Raw genomic sequence first — 20,597 nt, 5'->3', positions numbered from 1 at the left:
GTGGGTTTTAGGTGCAGCTTGATAAGCGCGGCTCGCCCAACTGACTCGCAGTTGTTGTCGCTTTGAGCCCTCAAAACGACAACTAATGCGAGTCAGTTGGGTGGGTTCAAGCGTGGGTGGGTTCTTCCACAAGCGCCGTGGCGATGCTGTCCGCGTCGTCGAGCGCGGCGAGGTACCGCTCGGCATCCAGCGCCGCTGCGCAACCCGTGCCGGCGGCGGTGATGGCCTGGCGGTAACGGTGGTCCACCGCGTCACCGCAAGCGAAGACTCCGGAGAGATTGGTCACCGTGGTGGGGGAGTCCACTTTGATGTAGCCCTCGGCGTCGAGCTCCACTTGTCCCGCAACAAGGTCCGTTCGAGGGACATGTCCGATGGCCACGAATATGCCCGTAGCCGCATGTTCACGCGATTCGCCGGAACGTGTGTCGGCCAGGGTCACCCCGGTGACTTTGGTGTCGCCATGGATGGCGGTGATGGCGGAATTCCATGCGAAGCGGATTTTCGGGTTGTCCTTGGCCCGCTGGGCCATGATCCGGGAGGCCCGAAGCTCTTCCCTGCGGACGACGACAGTCACGGTCTTTGCGAACCGGGTCAGGAACATCGCTTCTTCCATCGCGGAATCACCGCCGCCCACCACGATGATTTCCTGCTCGCGGAAGAAGAAGCCGTCGCACGTGGCGCACCACGAAACGCCGTGACCGCTCAGTCTCTTCTCTTCGGGCAAACCGAGTTCCTTGTAGGCGGAACCGGTCGCAAGGATGACAGCCGGTGCCTCGTGGGTGTCGCCCGAGCCGGTGACCACACGTTTGAGGTGGCCACGCAGCTGGACTTCAGTGACGTCGTCGAACACTATCTTGGCGCCGAAGCGCTCGGCCTGCTCCTGGAGCCCATCCATGAGCTCGGGGCCATGGATTCCGGCGGGGAAGCCGGGGAAGTTCTCCACCTCCGTGGTGTTCATCAACGCGCCGCCGGCGGTGACCGATCCGGCAAGGACGATGGGGCTCAGGCCCGCCCGGGCGGCATAGATTGCCGCGGTGTAGCCGGCAGGGCCGGATCCGATGATGATCAGCTGTTCTTTGCTCATGGGACAAGTGCAACAAGGTCGAGGACTTCAATCAAGGGCTCGTCAATCCATGTGCATAATGGGTGGATGTCCAGCGAAGCCGGAGCCGTCCTGATCCGGCCCATGAGTCCCGATGATTGGTCCGAGGTCCGTGCGATTTTCACGGAGGGTATCGAGACCGGGCAAGCAACCTTTGAGGCGGCAGCTCCTGACTGGGAACAATTCGACGCGAGCCGCCTTCCTGATCACCGATTCGTGGCGGTTGCGTCCGGCCACGTGGTGGGATGGACGGCCGTTTCCATGGTGTCTGCGCGCCCGGCTTATGCCGGCGTCGTCGAACACTCCGTCTATGTCGCCGGTTCTGCCCGCGGTCGGGGTGTCGGAAGCTTGCTGCTGAAAGCGCTGGCCGCGTCGACCGAAGAGCATGGCATCTGGACCATCCAGTCGAGCATTTTCCCCGAAAACCAAGCCAGCATCCGCCTTCACCAGGCCAATGGCTTCACCATCGTTGGCCGCCGTGAACGCATCGCACGGATGAGCGCGGGCCCCCTCGCCGGCCAATGGCGGGATACGCTCCTGCTTGAACGGCGCTCACGCCGGGTCTGAAGTGCTTCGGCGAGCCGGGGATCGGACGCTTCGGCGGCTCATGGTACGTGGAAGAGGCTGTTGAGTGCTGCCCATTGGAGGAGCATGATCGACTTCCCGTCAACGATCCGGCCGTCGTCGATCATGGCGAGGGCATCGGCGAAGGGAATCTCGAGGGTTTCGATGTCCTCGCCCTCCGCGGCTACTCCGCCGCCGGGGCCTGTCTGGTCCGCCGGGGTGTAGGGCGCGACGTAGAAGTGCAGCCGTTCGGTGACCGATCCGGGGCTCATGTATGCCTCGAAGACGTGCCGCAGGGCTCCGACAACGACGCCGAGCTCCTCGCTTGCCTCACGACGGATGGCCGTTTCGGGATCATCGTCGTCCAGCAACCCGGCAGCAGTTTCGATCAGCATCCCGTCCGGATGATCGTTGACATAGGCAGGAAAGCGGAACTGCCGCGTGAGTAGAACCGTGCCCCTGCCGGCGTCGTACAACAAAATCGTCGCGCCATTCCCTCGATCGTAAGTTTCGCGTTGCTCCGTGACCCATCGGCCATCGCGGCGGCGGTAGTCGAACGTGGTGCGACGCAGCACGTGCCAACCCTCGGAAGTCACCTCGACGTCGCGCACCACCACGGCCGGATTGCGGTCAAGTCCTCGGCCGGCGTGGTCGAGACCGGTGCGGCCACGGTGGTCGGGCACATCAATTCCGGGACGCAACGTCGCGGGAGGGGCATCGTTTCTGGGAGTCATCCCGCTAGAATAGTGCATAAACGTGTAACTTCAGGAAGAAACGTGCATGCTTGCTGCCGAACGACTCGAGTATCTCCTCAAGCGCCTAGCGGCCGACGGCAAAGTGATCGCCAAGGACATCGCCCACGAACTTGGACTGTCCGAAGACAGCGTGCGCCGCGATCTGCGCGAGCTTGCCGCGGCCGGGCTGTGCCAGCGTGTGTATGGCGGTGCGCTGCCGGTTTCTCCCGCCATCGCCGACTACGCAACCCGCGTTACCGTTGAACCCGAGAGCAAGGGCCGCATTGCTGCCCTCGCCGCTTCGATGGTCCGGCCGGGTTCCGCCGTGATCCTCGACGGCGGCACCAGCACCCTCGCGGTGGTTCGCGCGCTGCCTGCTGAGCTCGACTGCACTGTGATTACCCACAGCCCGACCATCGCCTCGGCGCTTATCGACCACCCACTCATCGAAGTGTTCCTCCTCGGTGGTCGCTTGTTCAAACACTCCGCCGTGACGTGCGGGGCTGCCGCCGTCGAGGCGACCCAAGCCATATCCGCCGAGCTGTTCTTCCTGGGCGTCACGGGAGTCCATTCCGTCCACGGACTGACAACCGCCGACGCCGACGAAGCCGCCATGAAACGCGCCCTGGCGGCCCGGGCGGCCGATACGTACGTCCTCGCCAGTACCGAGAAGATCGGGGCCGCTTCGCGCTATGCGGTATTGCCCTTTGCCACCGTCGCCGGGATCATCACCGACGCGCCAGCCAAAGATCCGACCATAAGGGAGCTATCGCGCCTTGGCGTCCCCGTCCTTGGCGCTGGTTGATCCGGTGGTCCGGGGGGCCCCGCTACTCCGCTCGCTCCTGGTGCGCGCGGATGACAAAGTGTTCCACGCGGCGGTCCGGAATCAGCCAGATCAATGCCACGACGGTGTACGCGGCGACGGCGAGCAAAGGATGCAGAAGACAGAGGCCAAGGCCGGCCAGATAGATGAGCGGCGACGTCTTCCCCTTCCAGTCCCGGCCAATCGCCTGGGAGAGCGCGCCCTGCCGTCCCTGATGCCGGATCAACGATTGCTGCAGGACGAAGTAGGCAATGGCGGCGCAGAGCAGGTTGAACCCGTAAGCCAGCACAGGTACCTCGGCGAAGCCTGAGTCATCCATCCATCGCGTGCTGAACGGGAAGAGGGATATCCAGAACAACAGGTGCAGGTTCGCCCACAGTATCCGGCCGTTGACCCGATCCGCCAGATGGATCATGTGGTGGTGGTTGTTCCAGTAGATCCCCACGTAGACGAAACTGAGCAAGTAGCTGAGGAACGTGGGAAAGACGCTCAGCAAGGCATGCCAGCTCGGTTCCGGCGGAACCCGCAGCTCAAGCACCATGATGGTGATGACAATGGCGAGGACGCCGTCACTGAATGCCTCGAGTCGGTTCTTGTTCATCTTCCGTAGTCCCTGATTGCGTCGATGAGCGTTTTGACGAGTTTCCTGCTGTCCACTTGAGTCAGAACGTTGATTGATCGGGCGCTACTTGTATCAACGCCCACCGTGGGGCGTAAATTGCCGCGTACCCAACGAATACACCTTCCGCGGGTTAGCGCACCACTCAATTCGACGTCAACCATGTACTCCTTGCTGCGCGCGATGGATCGGTCAAGCAAGATTGCGACGGCCAAGGGGTCGTGGAGCCAGCAGCCGGGGATGCTGCGTGTTTCCGAAGAGTATTTCAGCCAGGCGCGGGTCCAAGGAAGAACACACCGGGCGAGGTCGTTGTCGACGTTCTCCAGCTCCGTCAAATCGTCGAGGGTGAGCATCGTCTGTTCCGAAGCGTCGAGGGGTACCAAGGTGATGGGAGCCCCGCTCCTGAGAACGATGCGGGCAGCCTCGGGGTCGACTCCGAAGTTGGTGTCTTTCAGCGTGCCCTCGGTGTTGAATGAGCCTCCCATGACAATGATCTCCGCCACTGCGCTTGCAAGTTGCGGGTAGAGGAGCATTGCCTGGGCGACGTTGGTAAGCGGTCCAATGGCAACGATGGTCACATTGCCCGGGTCTGCGAGGACGAGCTGGGCAATCTGAATCGCCGCGGGGGCCGTTAGTTCTTGTTCGAAGTCCCGAACTCGTGGCACGCCGTCCCAGAGACCGGCAAGCGAAGGGGCGTCGATGGGGGCGTCGAGGTAAGACCTCCACGGGCCGTCCGGTTCTTGAAGTGCGCGTTCGGCGCCGCAATAGATCGGAATCTGGAGTCCGAGGTCCTCCATCATGGTACGAGCCACCGAGTATCCGATGCGGCTCGGGGTATTTCCTGAAACCGTGGTGATGGCCGCGAGCTCTATCCGCTCTTCGGCGGCGATTGCGAGAGCAAGCGCGAGGCCGTCGTCGACGTTTGCGCCGGGGACGCCATTCCCTGGATCACAATCCACGATGATGCGCGTTCGTTTGCTATTGGTCTCTGTCAAAAGTGTTTCTTTCGTAGTCGCATCCGCAGGACGCTCGCCTCCGCAGATGGAAGTCGCATTCGATGGATTCGACGATGAAAGGACCGGAATCCAGAAGTAGTTTTATGGAGGCTTTGGCGATGGCTTTGGGGGGTTGTTCGACGGCCGTCAGTGTAGGGGTACTAAATGCGGAGTTGATCGTGCCGTTAAAGCAGACTACGGCCAGGTCCTGGGGGATGCGTACACCGATTTCGGCCGCTGCGGCAAGCAAACCGATGGCCTGCAGTTCGTTCGAAACGAAAACGGCGTCGGGTTGGACTGATCCGGAAAACATTGCCTTTGCGGCGACATATCCGCCGCCCCTGGTGTAGTCCGCTTCGAAGCTGAGACAGTCACTTGCGCAGAGGTTGTATAGTTCCAACGCTTGCTTCCAGCCACTAATACGGTCTTGGGAGTTTAGGTTCTTCTGTGGCCCTGAAATGATGCCAACAGATGTCCTGCCGTGATCCAGCAAATGTTTAGTGGCTTCGAAGGCTGCCTCTGTCTCATTGATGAAGACCGAGGCAGCCCCCGAGCCGGCTGGTGTTTTGTCGAGGACAACGACAGGGACGCCCGCTGCATGAGCTTCCCGCAGATCTATATCCCTGTCGACGCCATACCAGATAATGCCGTCTACCCGGCGCTCGATGAAGGTCCGCAAGATTTCACTTTCGCGTTCCTTGTTGTCATCGGAATCACCAAGCAGCAACATCCTGCCAGTGGAGAACATTTCCTTCTGTAAAGCGTGGGCTAGAGCCGCCAGGAAGGGGTTGCGGATGTTCGGGACGATCAAGCCATAAGTCTTAGTCGAACCTGCAGCCAGGGACCGCGCGATGGTGTTAGGCCGGTAGCCCGTTTCCGCGATGGCGTCCAGGACCTTCTGCCTCGTCGAGCTGGAAACCGGACGGGGGCCGTTATTGACCACATAGCTCACAACGGCTTCAGATGTTCCGGCTGCAAGCGCAACTTCCCTTCGGGTTACCTTGCCGATATCTCGTCGCATGGTGCCTATCTGTTTGATGTTCCTCCGGCGGTTACTCTAGCAATTGCTCAGACGGCATCCTCGAATTCATTGAGGTTACGGCCTTTGGTCTCAGGGGCATAAAAGGTTGTGACCAAGCCGATTCCGGCCATGAGGATGAAATACGCGGCAATCGGCCACCAGTGGCCGAACCCTGCCAGCAACGCGGCGGCCACCAAAGGGGCTGTACCGCCCGAGACGATAGAGCCGAGTTCCTTGGCCAAGGCCATCTGGGAGTAGCGGTGGTTGACCCCGAACAGTTCGACGCCGTACGCGGCCTGGACGCCGAAGATTCCCAACGATGCCAGGCACATGCCCACGATGATGACACACATGACGATTGCCGGGTCGCGCGTGTCCAGCAACGCGAAGGCAGGCACGGCGTACAGAACCAGCAGGAGGCAGAATACGCGGTAGCTGAGCCGGCGGCCGAAACGGTCCGAAAGGAATCCGGCTAGCGGGATCACGCCGAAACCGAGGATGGACGCAATGAGAACGGCCGACGTCGGGACGGACTTGTCGACAAGCAGGACCTTGGCGACGTACCCGATGACAAAGCTCTGAGCGAGGTAGGAGGGTCCGTTCTCGCCGATTCGGAGTCCAACCATGATGAAGAAGGCTTTGTGCCTGGACCAGAAGGAACCGGCCGGTTTGCTCGCCTGCTCCTCCGTCGAATTGTCCAAGAGATCCTGTTGCTTGAGGAACACAGGGCTCTCAGACATTGAGCGGCGGATAAGTAGCGCCGCTGCAGTGATGATGAAACTGCCGATGAAAGGGATGCGCCAGCCCCAAGACAGCAACTCCTGCTGGGGAAGCTGGATGATCATTAGCCAGATGGCCGAGGCGAGGAGCGTTCCGCTATTCGAGCCGAGCGCCACAATCGATGCCACCAGGCCACGGCGCTTTGCTGGTGCATATTCGGCGAGCATGACGGCACCGCCGGACAATTCCGCGCCGGCGCCGAACCCTTGGGCGAGACGGAGCAGGACAAGCAAGGCCGGGGCGGCGACACCGATCTGGTCATAACCAGGGATAAGGCCTATTAGGGTGGTGGAAACTCCCATGAGCGCCACCGTCGCGACAAGTACGAACTTCCGTCCGCGCTTGTCTCCGAGCCGGCCGAAATAGATGGCTCCGAGGGGCCTCGCAAGAAACCCAACGGCATACGTGGCGAAGCCGGACAAGAGGGCGATAACGGGTGAGCTTCCCGGGAAGAAAACGTTGCCGAAGATCAGGCCTGCGGCCAGGCCGTACAAGGCGAAATCCACGTACTCCATGGTTGTTCCTAGCCAGGTGGAGATGATTGCTGTTCTGAATCGGGCGCGGCCTTCGGGGGTTTGAAAGTGCAGGTCGGGTTCCGAGGGCTTTTTGAGATCGACAGTATTCATGGCACGTTCGGGTCCTTTGATGAGGTGACGGGGTGCGAGGTCTACGCGCGTAGAACACCTAGGACGGTAGTTGGCCACTGTAACCAAATGGGTACTGGCCGGTGAACGCTTACCAAAGGACAGCAAAAAGTCCCTGCGCGGCACGAGCGGGCGGCCGAAGCCACTTGCTCGTGCCCCGCAGGGACTTTACGGGGAGGGACGGGCCCCGCGCACTGACGTTACGCTTGCCCGTCCCGCCTAGCCCAATGTGGACGCGTCAATGACGAAGCGGTACCGAACATCTGAGGCGAGGACCCGCTCGTAGGCATCGTTGATCTTGTCGGCCGGGATGACCTCGATCTCGGCGCCGAGTCCATGTTCGGCGCAGAAGTCGAGCATTTCCTGGGTCTCGCGGATGCCGCCGATTGCGGATCCGGCGAAGGAGCGCCGTCCCGTGATGAGTGAGAACACGTTGACGGGCAGGGGTTCCGCCGGCGCGCCCACGTTCACCAGCGCGCCATCGAGCGCCAGCAACTGAAGGTAGGAGCTGATGTCGATCGGGGCGCTGACGGTGTTGATGATCAGGTCGAAGGTCCCTGCAAGCTCTTCAAAGGTGGCCGGCTCGCTCGTCGCGAAGTACTGGTCGGCGCCCAGCCGCAAGCCGTCTTCCATCTTCTTCAGCGATTGGGAGAGTACCGTGACGTCGGCGCCCATGGCGTGCGCGAGCTTGACGGCCATGTGCCCCAGCCCGCCGAGTCCGACGACGCCGACCTTCTTGCCCGGGCCGGCACCCCAATGCCGGAGCGGCGAATACGTGGTGATGCCTGCGCACAGCAGGGGAGCTGCGGCGTCGAGCTCTATTCCTTCGGGGATATGCACCACGAAGTCCTCAGTCACGACGACGTGGGTGGAGTAGCCGCCCTGGGTGATGGTCCCGTCGCGGTCGACTGCGCCGTAGGTCCCGGTCATGCCTTTGAGGCAGTACTGCTCCTCGCCCTTGCGGCAGTTCTCGCATTCGCGGCAGGAGTTGACCATGCAGCCGACACCGACGCGGTCGCCGATCTTGTGGCGGGTCACGTCGGAGCCGATTTCCGTGACAACTCCGGCGATTTCGTGTCCGGGCGCGAGTGGATAGGATTGCGGGCCCCAGTCGCCGCGGACGGTGTGGATGTCTGAATGGCAGATGCCTGCGTACTTGATCTCGATCAGCACGTCGTGGGCGCCGACGTCGCGGCGCTCAATAGTGGTAGGAACGAGGGCTTCGCTCGCGGACGGGGCGGCGTAAGCATTGACGGTCAGCATTTTTCTCCTGTTTGTGGACGGAGGATTGGCACTATCCATCCAACAGGAGAATTCCAAGGCGAGGGAGTCCCTGCTGGTAGGGGTACTGGCAGGGACTCCCTCACTGGATCGGACTGTTGTGGACTAGCTGGCGCCCAGGAAGATCGGGTTGGTCAGCGCTGCCATGGGACCGAGCGGGATGGCCGTTCCCATTTCCGTGCCGCTGCCGGACGTTCCGTCGATCTTCGGGTGCCGCACCTCTACGCGCACGTACGCCGCGAGCTGCGGGGTGGTAACCCAGGTGCTGGTTCCCTGGCCCGATGCGGGAAGCGTCACCTGCTGGGTCTGTCCTTCGTCCGTGATGAAGCGTACGACGCCGTTCGGCACGCCGGCGATTTTCGCCGTCACCGTGACCGGGGCGTCTCCCGCGACCTTGAGCCGGTCGCCCACGGTTGCGCTCTTGCCGCCCGAGGTGACCTGAAAGTCCACCGAGACGTCAGCCGACTCGGCGATCCAGTTCCGGCCATTGCGGATGCCGTCAAGCAGGGCATCGCGGGACAACGCTGCTGCGTTGACCACGTTGTGGGGGAACCCGATGACCTGCGGGACGCTGTGGGCGTCGCTGTTGCCCATCGCGGGGAGCCACCGGCCCCCGGTGCGAACGGAGTGGGCGAGCATTGAGTCCCACGTGTTGACGGAGGACTCATCGTCAATGGTCCACGGGCCCGTCCATACCTCTACTGCGTCGGCGTCGTCGTAACCGAACTTCCAGCGGCAGGCGACATACGGGCAGTACGGGTGGGCCGGAACAACAATGCCCCCCGAGGAGTGGATCCGCTGGGCTTCCTGCTCGAACCCCTTGTCGCGGGCCCGGTAGCGCCAGTCGATCCATTCGCCCGGCTCCAGGCCGAGCGCGAGGTAGTGACCGTTTCGCGTGGTGACTTCCTCGCCCGTGAGGATGAGGAGGTCGTTGCCGGCGAGCGGTCCCCAGACGCCGTGCGATGCCGGAGTGTTGTGGTCCGTGGAGATCATGAAGTCGAGACGCGCGGCGCGGGCACCGGCTGCGACTTCCTCGGGGGTGCGCTTTCCGTCCGAGTAGACGGTGTGCAGGTGCGCGTCGCCGCGGTACCAGGCTGCGCCGCGGCCGGCGATTTGCTGCGGCGGGTACTGGGGCTTGAAAGGAGCGACGTCGGGTCCGTACTCAAGGGTGACGTTCACGGTGTAGTCAAGGCCCTGCTCGGCTACCTGGTAGGGGCCGAGCACGACGTTCCAGGTGCCCTTTCCAATGGGTCCCGGCAAGTAGCCCGGCGTCGTTTCGCCGGCGCTGATGCTGAATTCGGTCCGGAAACCGCCGGACCAGCCGCGGAAACCCTTTCCGGCGAGGTCGGTGCCCTTCTCATCGAAGATTCCGATGTCGCAGGCGTTCCCGAGGAGGCCTGAGGCCACCTGGGGCTTGTTGTAGGTGTACGAAACGCTGATCTTGTTGACGCCAGCCGGGACCTCGATCGGCAAATAGACGAAATCTGCGGCGCCCGGATCCAGATGGCCGGTGATCGTCTTGGTCTTGCTGGTTCCGGTAGCGGCTGCCGCGAACGAAACCGGGGCCAGGGTCAAGGCCGCGCCGGTCAGTGCAGCCGCCAGGAAGCCGCGCCGGGTAGAGGAGAAGGAGACATTTTCGCCCGAATGGGCTTTGCATGGTGAAGTCACTCCCTCGATGTTGCCTACCGTTACTGAACAGTAGGCAACGGAACCAAGAACGCAGCATGAAACCAGGGGCGCAGGCAAGCGGCGTCCATTTAGTGGGCTGGTCATGTTTGGACCCTTGCCATGAGCGACGCCCGGCCTTACTGTTCTTGGCATGCACCAAGGGCTGGGGCGACGGCGCAAACCATTCCCATGTACCGAACAGGACGGTGTTTTTAGATGTGCGATATTCCGGGATTGACCAGTCGCCTTGAGGCCGAAGACCTCGCACGATTGCGCGAGGCAGGCAAAGAAAAGCCCTTGGCGCCGGGGATGATCGCCGCGATAGATGCCGCGGCCGGCGGGCCAGGCGAAGGCCGCGGTTACTACGTTGTCAGTGGTTCCCTGTATCCGGTCGACGCCAGGGAATACCACCTCAGGGAAGATGTGGCGGAAGCGCTGCTCGCGGCGGAAGATACCTCCGTAGGCGTCACGATATAGGCCCGGAAGACGCCCTCGTCCAGGCCACCGGCACCGGCCCACACTGGAAAACCAGGTGGGCCGGTGCTTTGGGATACAGGGTGTTTTGGGATACAGGGCGCTTCGGGCTACAGAGCGCCCAATAGCGCCTGCATTTCCTTGATCTCGGCCTCCTGGGCCGTCACAATGTCCTTGCCGAGTTTGAGGGCATCGGCGTTCTTACCATCCGTGCCTTCCTTCTGTGCCATGGCCACGGCCCCTTGGTGGTGGGCGATCATGTGGGTCAGGAACAGCCTGGCTGCTTCATGGCCTTGGGCGGCCTCGAGTTTCTTCAAGTCCTCGTCGCCCACCATGCCGTTCATGCTGTGGGCACCCGACATCCCGGCCGGCTCGTTCCAGTCCTTGAGCCAGCCCGTCATCTTCTCGATCTCCGGGCCTTGGGCTGCCTTGATCCTGCCGGCTAGCGCAGTCACTTGGGCAGGGAGTCCGGTCTTGGCGAGCGCGAGGTCGCTCATCTGCACGGCCTGGGCATGGTGGGGGATCATCATCCGGGCAAACTGTGCGTCCGCCGCGTTGTGGCCTCCAGCAGCGGGCGAACCGACGCTCTCCGTGGCTGAGCCAGACGGGGAGGCACTTCCGTGGTCCATTCCCGGCATGCTGCTGCCGCCGGTTCCGGCCGAGCAACCGGCAAGCGAGATGGCCGTGGCAACGGCAAGAGTGGTCAGGGTCAGGTTTTTTCTCATGGTTCTGGGGTCCTTCAATCAGTCAGCCTGCAAGAGGTACGGCTGCGTGGGACGCGCACAGCAAGCCCACCGCATGGGCGGCGCGTCAGGGTGGAGTCTTGTGCAGCGGGCCGGCAGCCCGGTGCGGCAATGGAATCTACGTGCGGCTGATGCAGAGATCGCCCGGGGAAGGACTTCCCGGGCGGTGCGAATAGCCGGGGACTTGGGCGCCAGCCTCGGCCGTGACCGCATTGGCATAGGGCGGGACGCCGGGTAGGGGTGCTGTCAGCGTGTTATGGCCCGGCGCAGGCACGCAGACGGCGTGCAGGGAAGACATCTCCGTGCAGGTGCCCGAGCTTGTGCAAGACGGTGCGGGTGGCGAAGCCGCGAGTTGAACTGCGGCTCCGTCCGGCATCGACGCACGTTCAGCGAATGTGTGGACCCCATGCGAAGGGCTCACGACGGCGGCCTGGCTCGCACCGGCGGTGGCGTGCATGCTGTGCCCACCCGCCATGACATGCATCCCGAGGATTCCGGCGATGATCGACAGCAGTCCTGCCAACAGGCCGATGCGGAGGAGGAAGGCGGTGGCGCGGCCCCGCAGGGGGTCGGTCATGGTCTTCCTCCTTCTGTGGCTTGTACGCTCGGTTCTCAGGCTATACGACGCGTTCAACGAGCGTAGACACGGTTCAGTTTCACCCTGCCGCCTTCACCCTGCCGCCATAGTCCGTCCCGTCATGGTCCTCGGGGGTTGCGCGGCTTTCGCGGCGGCCGCTTCGCGGGCAAGGAAAGCTCCGAGCTCGCCGATGGTGCTCATCAAGGGCGCCGGGAAGACGACTGTGGTGTTCTTGTCCACGCCGATCTCCACCATGGACTGCAGGTTGCGCAGCTGCAGGGCCAAGGGGTGGGCCATCATGGTGTCGGAAGCCATGCCCAGAGCAGCGGCGGCCAAAGACTCGCCTTCGGCGGCGATGATCTTGGCGCGCTTCTCACGCTCGGCCTCGGCCTGGCGGGCCATGGCGCGCTTCATGCTGTCCGGCAGCTGGATGTCCTTGAGTTCCACGAGGGTCACTTCGACGCCCCATTCCAAGGTCAGTCCATCGAGGATCTGGCGGATGTTGGCATTGATGACATCCGTCTCTGCGAGCGTCTCGTCGAGGGTGTGCTGGCCCACTACTTTGCGCAGCGTGGTTTGCGCGATCTGGTCGATTGCCGCGTAGACGTTTTCGATGGCGAGGACGGACTTGATGGCGTCCACCACCCGGAAATACGCGACGGCGGAAATGTCCAGGCTGACGTTGTCCCGGGTGATGATGCCTTGGGACTGGATAGGCATGGTGACGATCCGCAGGGAGACTTTCCTTAGCCGGTCGACGAACGGAATGATGATCACAAGCCCCGGCGTCCGGAGGCCCTGGACTCTCCCAAGCCTCAACAGGACACCGCGCTCATACTGCGTGACAATATGGACGGCCATCGCGAACCAGATGACCAGCAGGACAATCAAGACAATGAGCCAGGTGATGGCGTCCGCTGTCATGGCCGCCCACCGGCTTCGTCGCTAAGTGCTGACGCGTTCATGGCGGAGATCCTTCGGTGGCAGTGGAGGGAAAAGGGAGCCCAATTTCCGCAGCGAGGCAGGCGAACCCGCTCACGTTGTATCTCCAGTAAATACCTTGGATTCGCCGAGTTGTAGGGCCACAAATTGAAGGGAACGCCCCTCCGGGACGTTCCCTTCAATTTCGTGGCTTAGACCCTTTCGCGGGTCCGGTCGATAACCGGCTCCGGATCGTTCGTGAACTCACGGTGGCGGCGTGGGAAGGCCCAGAACATGAAGTCCTTCGCGTCCACCTTGGGCTCAGGGCGTTCCTCGGGTTCCTGTGAGGCATCTTTCCTGGTGTCCCGCCGGAAATCCTTGTTGTAGCCGTAGCACATCACAGACCTCCTTCTAGCAACTGCCCTTTAATCGTCCTCCCGATTCGGCAAGCAGTCCACCATTCAGGAGCGGATCAGCATATAGGCACAATGGAGGGGTGAAATCTCCACTCGTTCCCCGGAACGCCGCGCTCGCGTACCGCCCTTTCGACCTGGACACGATCGGCGTGGGACTCGTCTTCGGAGAATCGCTGGGGGAACTCGCGAACGCCCTCGGTGCGGGAGGAACGGCAGGAACCGCCGTCGTGCAAGCGCCTCCGGGGACCGGCAAGACGACGCTCGTGCCGCCTTTGCTTGCCAATATCGCGCTCGCCGACATCGCGGCCGGCGCCGTCATAGGGAAGGAGCGCCCCCGGGTGATCGTGACCCAACCACGACGGGTCGCAGCGCGCTCAGCCGCTCGCCGCCTCGCCGCCCTCGACGGCAGCCGCCTCGGCGAGCGCGTCGGTTACACGGTCCGCGGTGAAAGCCAGACTGTGCCGGGGACCGTCATCGAGTTCGTCACTCCGGGAATCCTGCTGCGCCGCCTGCTTGCAGATCCGGGGCTTGAGACCGCCAGCGCTGTGATCCTGGACGAGGTTCACGAACGCGGCCTGGAGACAGACCTGTTGCTCGGAATGCTCATCGAGGTCCGCCAGCTGCGGGACGACCTCACCCTCGTCGCGATGTCGGCAACCCTCGACGCGCCACGGTTTGCCGCGCTGATTGGAGGCGTCGGAGAAGGCGCAGACGGAAAGCACGACGGCGGCGGGCCGGCACCCGTCGTCGACTGTCCGTCCGCGCTGCATCCCTTGACCGTGGACTGGGCGCCCGCGGCAGGTCCACGGTTGGACGGACGCGGCGTGACCCGCCCCTTCCTGGACCATGTGGCGGAGACTGCCGCGGCGTCGTACACGGACACGCTCGCAGCCGATCCGGACGTCGACGCCCTGGTCTTCGTCCCGGGTGCGTGGGAAGTCTCATATGTCGCCTCCCGGCTGCGCGCCGGCCTCGCTGCCAGGGTACCGGGCGCGGAGGTATTGGAGCTTCACGGCCAGGCAAGCCCGGCGGAACAAGACCGGGCGGTCTCCGGCCGCGAGCCGGGCGGATCTCCCCGGATTATCGTGACGACTGCCCTGGCCGAATCCTCCCTGACAGTTCCCGGAGTGCGGCTGGTCATCGACTCGGGCCTGTCCCGTGAACTGCGGCGTGACGCCAACCGCGGCATGTCCGGCTTGGTCACCGTCTCGTGCTCCCGTGCCTCCGCCGAACAACGCGCCGGACGCGCTGCACGCCAAGGACCAGGACGAGTGGTCCGCTGCTACGAGCAAAAAGCATACGGAGCCGCACCGGCCCACCCCACACCGGAAATTGCGGCCGCCGACCTGACGGGCGCCGCGCTCGTCCTGGCCTGTTGGGGATCGCCGGGTGGCCGGGGGCTCGCACTTCCGGACGCACCGCCGCAAGGCGCGATGGACGATGCAATGGAAGTGCTGCGGGAACTTGGTGCGATCGACCCGGACGGGCTTGCCACGGACGTGGGAAAGACGCTGGCCAGGATTCCCGCCGATCCACGGCTGGCCAGGGCACTGCTGGATGGTGCCGCCACAGTCGGGCACCGTGCGGCCGCCGAAGCCGTGGCTCTCGTGGCCGGCGATCAACGGGCTCAGGGAGCCGACCTGACGCGCCTCCTGGCCACGCTCCGGACAGGCAAGGATCCAGGAGCCCGGCGTTGGGCCGAGGACGTCCGTCGGATGGAGGGGATCGCGCGCCAGGAGGGATCCGGCGTCGGGCCTTCCCTGACCCCACCAGCGAGCCTGTCTTCTCCGGCGAGCGCGGCCGAGGCCTTGGGGTTCGTCGTCGCGCTCGCGTTCCCGGACCGTGTGGCGCGCCGCGTTCCAGGCACCGGTCCTGAACGCTACCTGCTGACGTCCGGGACACGGGCCGGGCTGCCGGCCGGGAGCGCGCTCACCGGCCACGAATGGCTCGCCGTCGCCGAAGTGTCCCGCGCGGAGGGCCGGGACGCGGCAGGGACCGGCGCCGTCATCCGTTCCGCTGCGCCCTTGGCAGCGGATGCGGCGGAAGCTGCCGCCAGCCACCTCCTGGGCGACACGGTGGAAGCCGAATTCAAGCAGGGCCGCGTCACCGCCAGGCGGGCGCGGCGACTGGGGGCGATCGTTCTTTCGTCGACGCCCGTGCGGCCTTCCATCGACGACGGGCGCACTGCCGTAGCCCGTGCCTTGGCGAATGAGGGGTTGGGGACCATTGGATGGTCGCCGGCTGCCGATGCGTTGCGCCGGCGATTGGCTTTGCTGCACAGGGAACTCGGCGATCCATGGCCGGACGTCTCCGAACCCGCGTTGCTGTCCCGCCTGGAGAAATGGCTGGCGCCCGAACTCGAAGCGCTCGCAGGCGGCGCCTCGACGAGCGGGATCGACTTGGCCGAGCCATTGCGGCGGCTCTTGCCGTGGCCGGAGGCAGCCCGTCTCGGTGAGCTGGTGCCGGAATGGCTTGAGGTGCCGAGCGGTTCGCGGGTGCGGATCGATTATCCGGACGCGGCGGACGACGACGGCCGGCCGGTAGTGGCCGTGAAGTTGCAGGAGTGCTTCGGCTGGGCAGAGACGCCCCGCTTGGTCGGCGGACGGGTGCCGGTGCTGTTCCACCTTCTTTCTCCAGCCAGGCGGCCCCTGGCTGTAACCGACGACTTGTCCTCCTTTTGGTCCGGCCCGTATGCGCAGGTCCGTGCGGAAATGCGCGGCCGCTATCCGAAGCATCCCTGGCCCGAAGATCCGTGGACCGCGCCCGCCACGGCCAAGACCAAACGGAAGATGTGACCTCGGCTCGCAGGCGGTTCCAGCGGCCTGGGAGGCATTCACAGGCTCTTTCCTTAGGATGCGACGGTGATGAACATGGAATTGCGTCCCGCTGACCTGGCCAACGACTGGTGGCAGGCTGTGCTGCGGGGATTCACCACGGCAGAGGTCACGAACCTGGCGACCCCGGTTGTGCTGGGCATCCTCGCTGCGGCCGTCGTACTGAGCATCCCGCGGGCCACCTGGCGTTGGTTTGGCCTCTACGTGACCTTCGTGCATGAATTGGGCCACGCGTTCGCCGCCCTCATGACGGGGCGGGTTGTCCACGGGCTCAAGATCGGGCTGGACCACTCCGGACAGCTCCTGAGCAGCGGGCGCGGTAAGTTCGGCGCAGCCTGGTCCGGTTTCTGGGGATATCCGAGTCCCGCGGTGGTAGGTGTGGCGCTCATCTGGTCCGTGTCTGAAGGGCGGTCGGGAGCGGCCATGTCCATCGGCGCGCTGGTATTGCTGCTCGCCCTGATCTTTCTGCGGAACTTCACGGGAATCTTCGTGGCGCTCCTGAGCGCGGCGATTGCCCAACTCCTTGTCATGTCCGCCAACGCCTCCACGGTCAGCCATGTGGTGCTCGGACTCGGCATAGCCCTTGAGGTGGGCGCCGTGCGGGATTGGTTCAAGGTGGCTTCGGTCCACACCAGTCGACGGGACCGGCTCGCGTCGTCGGATGCCTACATCCTGGCCCGTACCACGGGGGTACCGTCCTTGCTCTGGCTGGTGGCTTTCGCTGTTGTCATTGCGGCAAGCGCCGCCTTTTCAGTTCGCCTGGTATGGGGCATGCTCTCCTAAGACTGGGGTTTCGGCTCAGACGGATTCGATTGCTCTTGCCGTGGGCCGGTCCAGGGTGTGGAATCGGTTAGCAAAGGACGCGGGGGATCCGGCTTCTATTGCAGGAGGTGCTCATGTCGGTGAAAGGACCAGGCAGTGCGACGAAGGGGTCGAACCGGACCAACCCTGATCTTCGACGGGCGGACCCTTCCTCGACGCCGGCCGATCGGCCCGAAAACATCCGCAACGTCGTCCTGATTGGCCGTTCCGGCGCGGGAAAGACGATGCTGCTCGAATCACTCCTTTACGCTGCCGGCGTCGTGACCCGCATGGGTTCGATCCTAGATGGCACCACCGTGAGCGACTCCGAAGCGACGGCTATCCACCAGCAGCGATCCATCGGACTCTCTGCGGCGCCCTTGGTCTTCGACGACGTCAAAGTGAACCTTCTCGACACTCCGGGCTACGCCGATTTCATGGGCGAGCTGCGCGCGGGGCTGCGTGCTGCGGATGCGGCTTTGTTCGTGGTGTCGGCGGTTGACGGAGTCGACGCCGGAACCACCGCCCTCTGGGGTGAATGCGAGCGGGTTGGCATGCCCCGGGCGGTCGTCATCAGCCGGCTTGACCATCCGCGCGCGAACTACGACGCTGTCCTGGCCGAATGCCGGACCGCCTTCGGCGATTCCGTCCTGCCCCTTTACTTGCCGGTCCGAAACGCTGACGCTGTTTCGGGAGTGCTCGGGCTGCTTTCGGGCTCGGTGTCGGAGTACACCCCCGGGGAACCACGACCTGCGGTCCGGGCTGCGACAGCGGCGGAACTGGCCGGCGCGGAGGGTGTCCGCGGTGAACTCATCGAGGGCATCATCTCCGAGAGCGAGGATGAGACCTTGATGGACCGGTACCTCGGCGGCGAGGAGGTCCCCATCGATACCCTCGTGGAGGATTTGGAAACCGCGATCGTCCGGGGGACGTTCTTTCCGGTACTGGCAAGCTCCTCCGTGACCGGAGTCGGCACGGCCGAACTGATGGAGGTGCTGACCCGGGCGTTTCCGTCTCCGACCGAGAGAAGCCTCCCGACGGTGACGGACCTGGGCGGGACGCCCATGGAACCCCTGGCTTGCGATCCGGACGGTCCGCTCCTTGGCGAAGTGGTGCGGACTACGGTTGACCCGTTCCTGGGACGCGTGTGCCTCGTCCGGGTCTTCTCAGGGACGCTTCGCGAGGACTCTGCCGTGCATGTCGGCGGGCATGGCCTGGCCGGGCGCGGCCACCCCGACCACGACAGTGACGAGCGGATCACGCACCTCTACTCTCCGTTGGGGTCCAGCCTTCGGCCGGTCCAGTTCGCCGTGGCCGGGGATATTTGCGCGCTGGCAAAGGTGGCGAGTGCCGAGACGGGAGACACGGTTTCCGCACGCGAGGCTCCGTTGCTCGTGGAAACCTGGGACATGCCCGAGCCGCTGATGCCTGTGGCGATCGAAGCGGCCTCGCACGGCGACGAGGACGCGCTCTCCAAGAGCCTGGCGAAGGTAGCCGCAGGAGATCCGACCCTGAGGGTTGAGCGCAACTCCGAGACGCACCAGCTGGTCTTGTGGTGCATGGGCGAGGCCCACTCGGAGGCAGTTCTCGACCGCTTGCGGGAGCAGGGGGTGAAGCTTCAGACCGTGGACGTCATCACGCCCCTCCGGGAGACCTTCGCTGCCCAGGCCGCCGGCCACGGGCGCTATGTCAAGCAATCCGGCGGCCACGGTCAGTACGCGATTTGCGATATCGAAGTGGAACCCCTGGAACGCGGGGGAGGCTTCGAGTTCGTTGACAGGATTGTTGGCGGGGTCATCCCGGGAACGTATGTTGTGTCGGTCGAGAAGGGCGTCAGGGCCCAGATGAGCAAGGGGGTGCGCGCGGGTTTCCCCGTGGTCGACATCAGGGTGATCCTGGTAGGCGGCAAGACCCACAGCGTCGATTCGTCGGACGCGGCTTTCCAGGCCGCGGGCGCGTTGGCCTTGCGGGAGGCCGCGGCGGCGGGCAGTATTCAACTCCTTGAACCGATTTCGGCCGTGACGGTACTTGTGGCCGACGAGCATGTGGGTGCGGTCATGAGCGATCTGTCCTCCCGCCGCGGACGCGTCACCGGCACAACATCCGTGGGCGGAGAGCGTACTGAGATCAGCGCCGAAGTTCCGGAACAGGAACTGCTGCGGTACGCGATCGTGCTGCGGGGACTGACGGCGGGCAGCGGACGATTCCGCCGGGAGTACTTGCGGCACGAGCCGCTGCCGCCCGGCATAGCCGTTGCCTCGGCGAAAGCCTGAGGCTCAGCGTCTGCATCCAGCTCAGCGGTTCTTACGAAGGAACGCTGACAACGGAGCCGCGAGAGACGCGCCGATGTCAGCTGCACTCGTCTTGACTCCTGCGCGTTCAAAGGAATGGTTGCCGCCGTCCCACCATTCGATGGTTGCGGTGGGTCCGATCCGGGCCACCACGTTTTCGAGCAGTTCGGGCGTCGCGAAGGTGTCCCGTGTGCCTTGCAGGAAGAGCATGGGCAGCGTGAGCCCGTAGAGGTGCTCATCGCGGAGCTTCTCCGGTTTTCCAGGCGGGTGCAGCGGGTAGCCGAGATAGACGAGTCCCGCGGCGGGCATGCCTTCGGCGACTGCCATCGACGCCATGCGACCGCCGAAGGACTTGCCGGCTGCCCACAACGGTTCGCCCTCTGAACGGGACGCCGCTTCCGCCATGACGGTCCGCCACGTCGCGATCGCGGCAGGCGGCCGGTCGGGGAACCTCTTGCCGGCTTCCCGGTAAGGGAAGTTGAAGCGCAAAGTCGCAACGCCGTCGTCATTTAACGCGTGCGCGAGGCCGCCCAGAAACGGATGCTCCATGCCCGCACCGGCTCCGTGGGCAAGAACGAGGGTGGCGACCGGTTTGTCCGGCCGGGCGTAGATACCCGAGATCGCCGTACCGTCGACGTCGATCGTGACATGGGATTCGGCGATGCCCATGCTCACTCGAATCGGGAGGGATCGCCGGTGCCGCGCCTGACCACTTCCGCCGTGCCGCTCGAGAAGTCCACCACGGTGGTGGGCTCTGCGCCGGTGTCTCCGGAATCGATCACCGCTTCGACCAGATTGTCCAGGCGTTCCTTGATTTCCCAGCCTTGGGTCAAGGGTTCTTCTTCGTCGGGGAGCAGCAAGGTGCTGGAAAGAAGTGGTTCGCCCAGTTCGGCCAGCAGGGCCTGGACAAAAATGTGGTCCGGAATCCGCACGCCTACCGTCTTCTTTTTGGGATGCAGGAGACGGCGTGGCACTTCCTTCGTGGCCGGCAAGATGAACGTGTAGCTTCCCGGCGTGACGGCCTTGATGCTTCGGAAGACATCGTTGTCGATCATGACGAACTGCCCGAGCTGTGCGAAATCCTTGCAGACCAAGGTGAAATGGTGCTTGCTGTCGAGCTGCCGGATCGAGCGGATCCGATCGAGGGCCTCCCTATTGCCGATTTGCGCGCCGAGAGCGTAGCAGGAATCGGTGGGGTAGGCGATGAGCCCGCCGGACTGGAGGATATTGACCACCTGGGCAATTGCGCGTGGTTGGGGGTCCTGCGGGTGAACATCGAAGAATCTTGCCATGCCACGAGCTTACGGGC

20 protein-coding genes and 1 pseudogene are annotated in these 20,597 nt (G+C 64.0%); 6 read left to right on the top strand and 15 right to left on the bottom strand.

Translation table 11 applies throughout. The features are described from left to right. Nucleotides 1-106: 106 nt before the first annotated feature. The gene (gene trxB / locus ACSKT0_RS13860) at nt 107-1,084 is read right to left on the bottom strand and encodes a thioredoxin-disulfide reductase (RefSeq protein WP_437770317.1); all 978 of its coding nucleotides are present in this window, start codon (nt 1,082-1,084) and stop codon (nt 107-109) included. A gap of 66 nt (nt 1,085-1,150) precedes the next feature. Here trxB and ACSKT0_RS13855 point away from each other — a divergent pair, with 66 nt between their 5' ends. Further along, the gene (locus ACSKT0_RS13855; RefSeq protein ID WP_437770316.1) at nt 1,151-1,669 is read left to right on the top strand and encodes an N-acetyltransferase family protein; all 519 of its coding nucleotides are present in this window, start codon (nt 1,151-1,153) and stop codon (nt 1,667-1,669) included. 38 nt (nt 1,670-1,707) lie between these two features. Here the strand turns inward: ACSKT0_RS13855 and ACSKT0_RS13850 are convergent, their stop codons facing one another. Further along, nucleotides 1,708-2,400 (bottom strand): NUDIX domain-containing protein, encoded by a 693-nt coding sequence (locus tag ACSKT0_RS13850; protein ID WP_437770315.1) that lies wholly within the window; start codon nt 2,398-2,400, stop codon nt 1,708-1,710. Between the two features lie 46 nt (nt 2,401-2,446). Here ACSKT0_RS13850 and ACSKT0_RS13845 point away from each other — a divergent pair, with 46 nt between their 5' ends. Then, the gene (locus ACSKT0_RS13845) at nt 2,447-3,205 is read left to right on the top strand and encodes a DeoR/GlpR family DNA-binding transcription regulator (protein ID WP_437770314.1); all 759 of its coding nucleotides are present in this window, start codon (nt 2,447-2,449) and stop codon (nt 3,203-3,205) included. Between the two features lie 22 nt (nt 3,206-3,227). On the opposite strand, the gene ACSKT0_RS13840 is transcribed toward ACSKT0_RS13845, so the two are convergent. The 7 genes and pseudogenes from ACSKT0_RS13840 to ACSKT0_RS13810 all read right to left on the bottom strand — a co-directional run bounded on the left by ACSKT0_RS13840 (nt 3,228) and on the right by ACSKT0_RS13810 (nt 10,231). Further along, nucleotides 3,228-3,824: a TMEM175 family protein gene (locus ACSKT0_RS13840; RefSeq protein WP_437770313.1), complete on the bottom strand. Its 597-nt coding sequence runs from the start codon at nt 3,822-3,824 to the stop codon at nt 3,228-3,230. Then, nucleotides 3,821-4,837, bottom strand: coding sequence for a nucleoside hydrolase (locus tag ACSKT0_RS13835; protein WP_437770312.1), 1,017 nt, complete (start codon nt 4,835-4,837; stop codon nt 3,821-3,823). Before ACSKT0_RS13835 ends, ACSKT0_RS13840 begins: the two co-directional genes overlap by 4 nt. Then, entirely contained in the window at nt 4,821-5,648 is an 828-nt protein-coding gene (locus ACSKT0_RS13830; protein ID WP_437774031.1) for a substrate-binding domain-containing protein, read from the bottom strand. The genes ACSKT0_RS13835 and ACSKT0_RS13830 overlap by 17 nt, the downstream gene beginning before the upstream one ends. A gap of 105 nt (nt 5,649-5,753) precedes the next feature. Continuing rightward, nucleotides 5,754-5,858, bottom strand: a pseudogene (locus tag ACSKT0_RS13825) (hypothetical protein); the annotation flags it as partial. Between the two features lie 47 nt (nt 5,859-5,905). Further along, nucleotides 5,906-7,264 carry an MFS transporter gene (locus tag ACSKT0_RS13820; RefSeq protein ID WP_437770311.1) on the bottom strand — a complete coding sequence of 453 codons (1,359 nt, stop codon included), beginning with the start codon at nt 7,262-7,264 and terminating at the stop codon, nt 5,906-5,908. Nucleotides 7,265-7,501: 237 nt separating this feature from the next. Continuing rightward, entirely contained in the window at nt 7,502-8,545 is a 1,044-nt protein-coding gene (locus ACSKT0_RS13815; RefSeq protein ID WP_437770310.1) for an NAD(P)-dependent alcohol dehydrogenase, read from the bottom strand. A gap of 123 nt (nt 8,546-8,668) precedes the next feature. Further along, a complete protein-coding gene (locus ACSKT0_RS13810) occupies nt 8,669-10,231 on the bottom strand; it encodes a CehA/McbA family metallohydrolase (RefSeq protein ID WP_437770309.1) in 1,563 nt (520 codons plus the stop codon). 234 nt (nt 10,232-10,465) lie between these two features. On the opposite strand from ACSKT0_RS13810, the gene ACSKT0_RS13805 reads away from it, so the two are divergent. Next, nucleotides 10,466-10,708, top strand: a complete 243-nt coding sequence (locus tag ACSKT0_RS13805) for a hypothetical protein (protein ID WP_437770308.1) — start codon at nt 10,466-10,468, stop codon at nt 10,706-10,708. A 107-nt stretch (nt 10,709-10,815) separates the two neighbouring features. Here ACSKT0_RS13805 and ACSKT0_RS13800 read toward each other — a convergent pair whose 3' ends face one another. The 4 genes from ACSKT0_RS13800 to ACSKT0_RS13785 all read right to left on the bottom strand — a co-directional run bounded on the left by ACSKT0_RS13800 (nt 10,816) and on the right by ACSKT0_RS13785 (nt 13,344). Continuing rightward, nucleotides 10,816-11,430 carry a DUF305 domain-containing protein gene (locus ACSKT0_RS13800; protein WP_437770307.1) on the bottom strand — a complete coding sequence of 205 codons (615 nt, stop codon included), beginning with the start codon at nt 11,428-11,430 and terminating at the stop codon, nt 10,816-10,818. A gap of 136 nt (nt 11,431-11,566) precedes the next feature. After that, entirely contained in the window at nt 11,567-12,025 is a 459-nt protein-coding gene (locus tag ACSKT0_RS13795) for a hypothetical protein (RefSeq protein WP_437770306.1), read from the bottom strand. A gap of 93 nt (nt 12,026-12,118) precedes the next feature. Beyond that, a complete protein-coding gene (locus tag ACSKT0_RS13790; protein WP_437770305.1) occupies nt 12,119-12,949 on the bottom strand; it encodes a slipin family protein in 831 nt (276 codons plus the stop codon). A 209-nt stretch (nt 12,950-13,158) separates the two neighbouring features. Next, nucleotides 13,159-13,344 carry a hypothetical protein gene (locus ACSKT0_RS13785; RefSeq protein WP_078108763.1) on the bottom strand — a complete coding sequence of 62 codons (186 nt, stop codon included), beginning with the start codon at nt 13,342-13,344 and terminating at the stop codon, nt 13,159-13,161. Between the two features lie 98 nt (nt 13,345-13,442). Here ACSKT0_RS13785 and hrpB point away from each other — a divergent pair, with 98 nt between their 5' ends. From hrpB to ACSKT0_RS13770, 3 genes are all read left to right on the top strand, one after another. Then, nucleotides 13,443-16,157 (top strand): ATP-dependent helicase HrpB, encoded by a 2,715-nt coding sequence (gene hrpB / locus ACSKT0_RS13780; protein ID WP_437770304.1) that lies wholly within the window; start codon nt 13,443-13,445, stop codon nt 16,155-16,157. 69 nt (nt 16,158-16,226) lie between these two features. Beyond that, nucleotides 16,227-16,979, top strand: a complete 753-nt coding sequence (locus ACSKT0_RS13775) for a M50 family metallopeptidase (protein WP_437774030.1) — start codon at nt 16,227-16,229, stop codon at nt 16,977-16,979. 113 nt (nt 16,980-17,092) lie between these two features. Next, nucleotides 17,093-19,270 (top strand): elongation factor G-like protein EF-G2, encoded by a 2,178-nt coding sequence (locus ACSKT0_RS13770; protein WP_437770303.1) that lies wholly within the window; start codon nt 17,093-17,095, stop codon nt 19,268-19,270. A 21-nt stretch (nt 19,271-19,291) separates the two neighbouring features. Here ACSKT0_RS13770 and ACSKT0_RS13765 read toward each other — a convergent pair whose 3' ends face one another. After that, nucleotides 19,292-19,957 carry an alpha/beta hydrolase family protein gene (locus ACSKT0_RS13765; RefSeq protein WP_437770302.1) on the bottom strand — a complete coding sequence of 222 codons (666 nt, stop codon included), beginning with the start codon at nt 19,955-19,957 and terminating at the stop codon, nt 19,292-19,294. A 2-nt stretch (nt 19,958-19,959) separates the two neighbouring features. Continuing rightward, nucleotides 19,960-20,580, bottom strand: a complete 621-nt coding sequence (locus tag ACSKT0_RS13760; RefSeq protein WP_437770301.1) for an L-threonylcarbamoyladenylate synthase — start codon at nt 20,578-20,580, stop codon at nt 19,960-19,962. Nucleotides 20,581-20,597 lie beyond the last annotated feature (17 nt).

It is taken from the genome of Arthrobacter sp. KNU40 (assembly GCF_051515115.1).
Lineage (GTDB): Bacteria > Actinomycetota > Actinomycetes > Actinomycetales > Micrococcaceae > Arthrobacter.
Note: the sequence above shows the minus strand (reverse complement) of the source record. Positions and strands in the feature narration are given on the sequence as shown.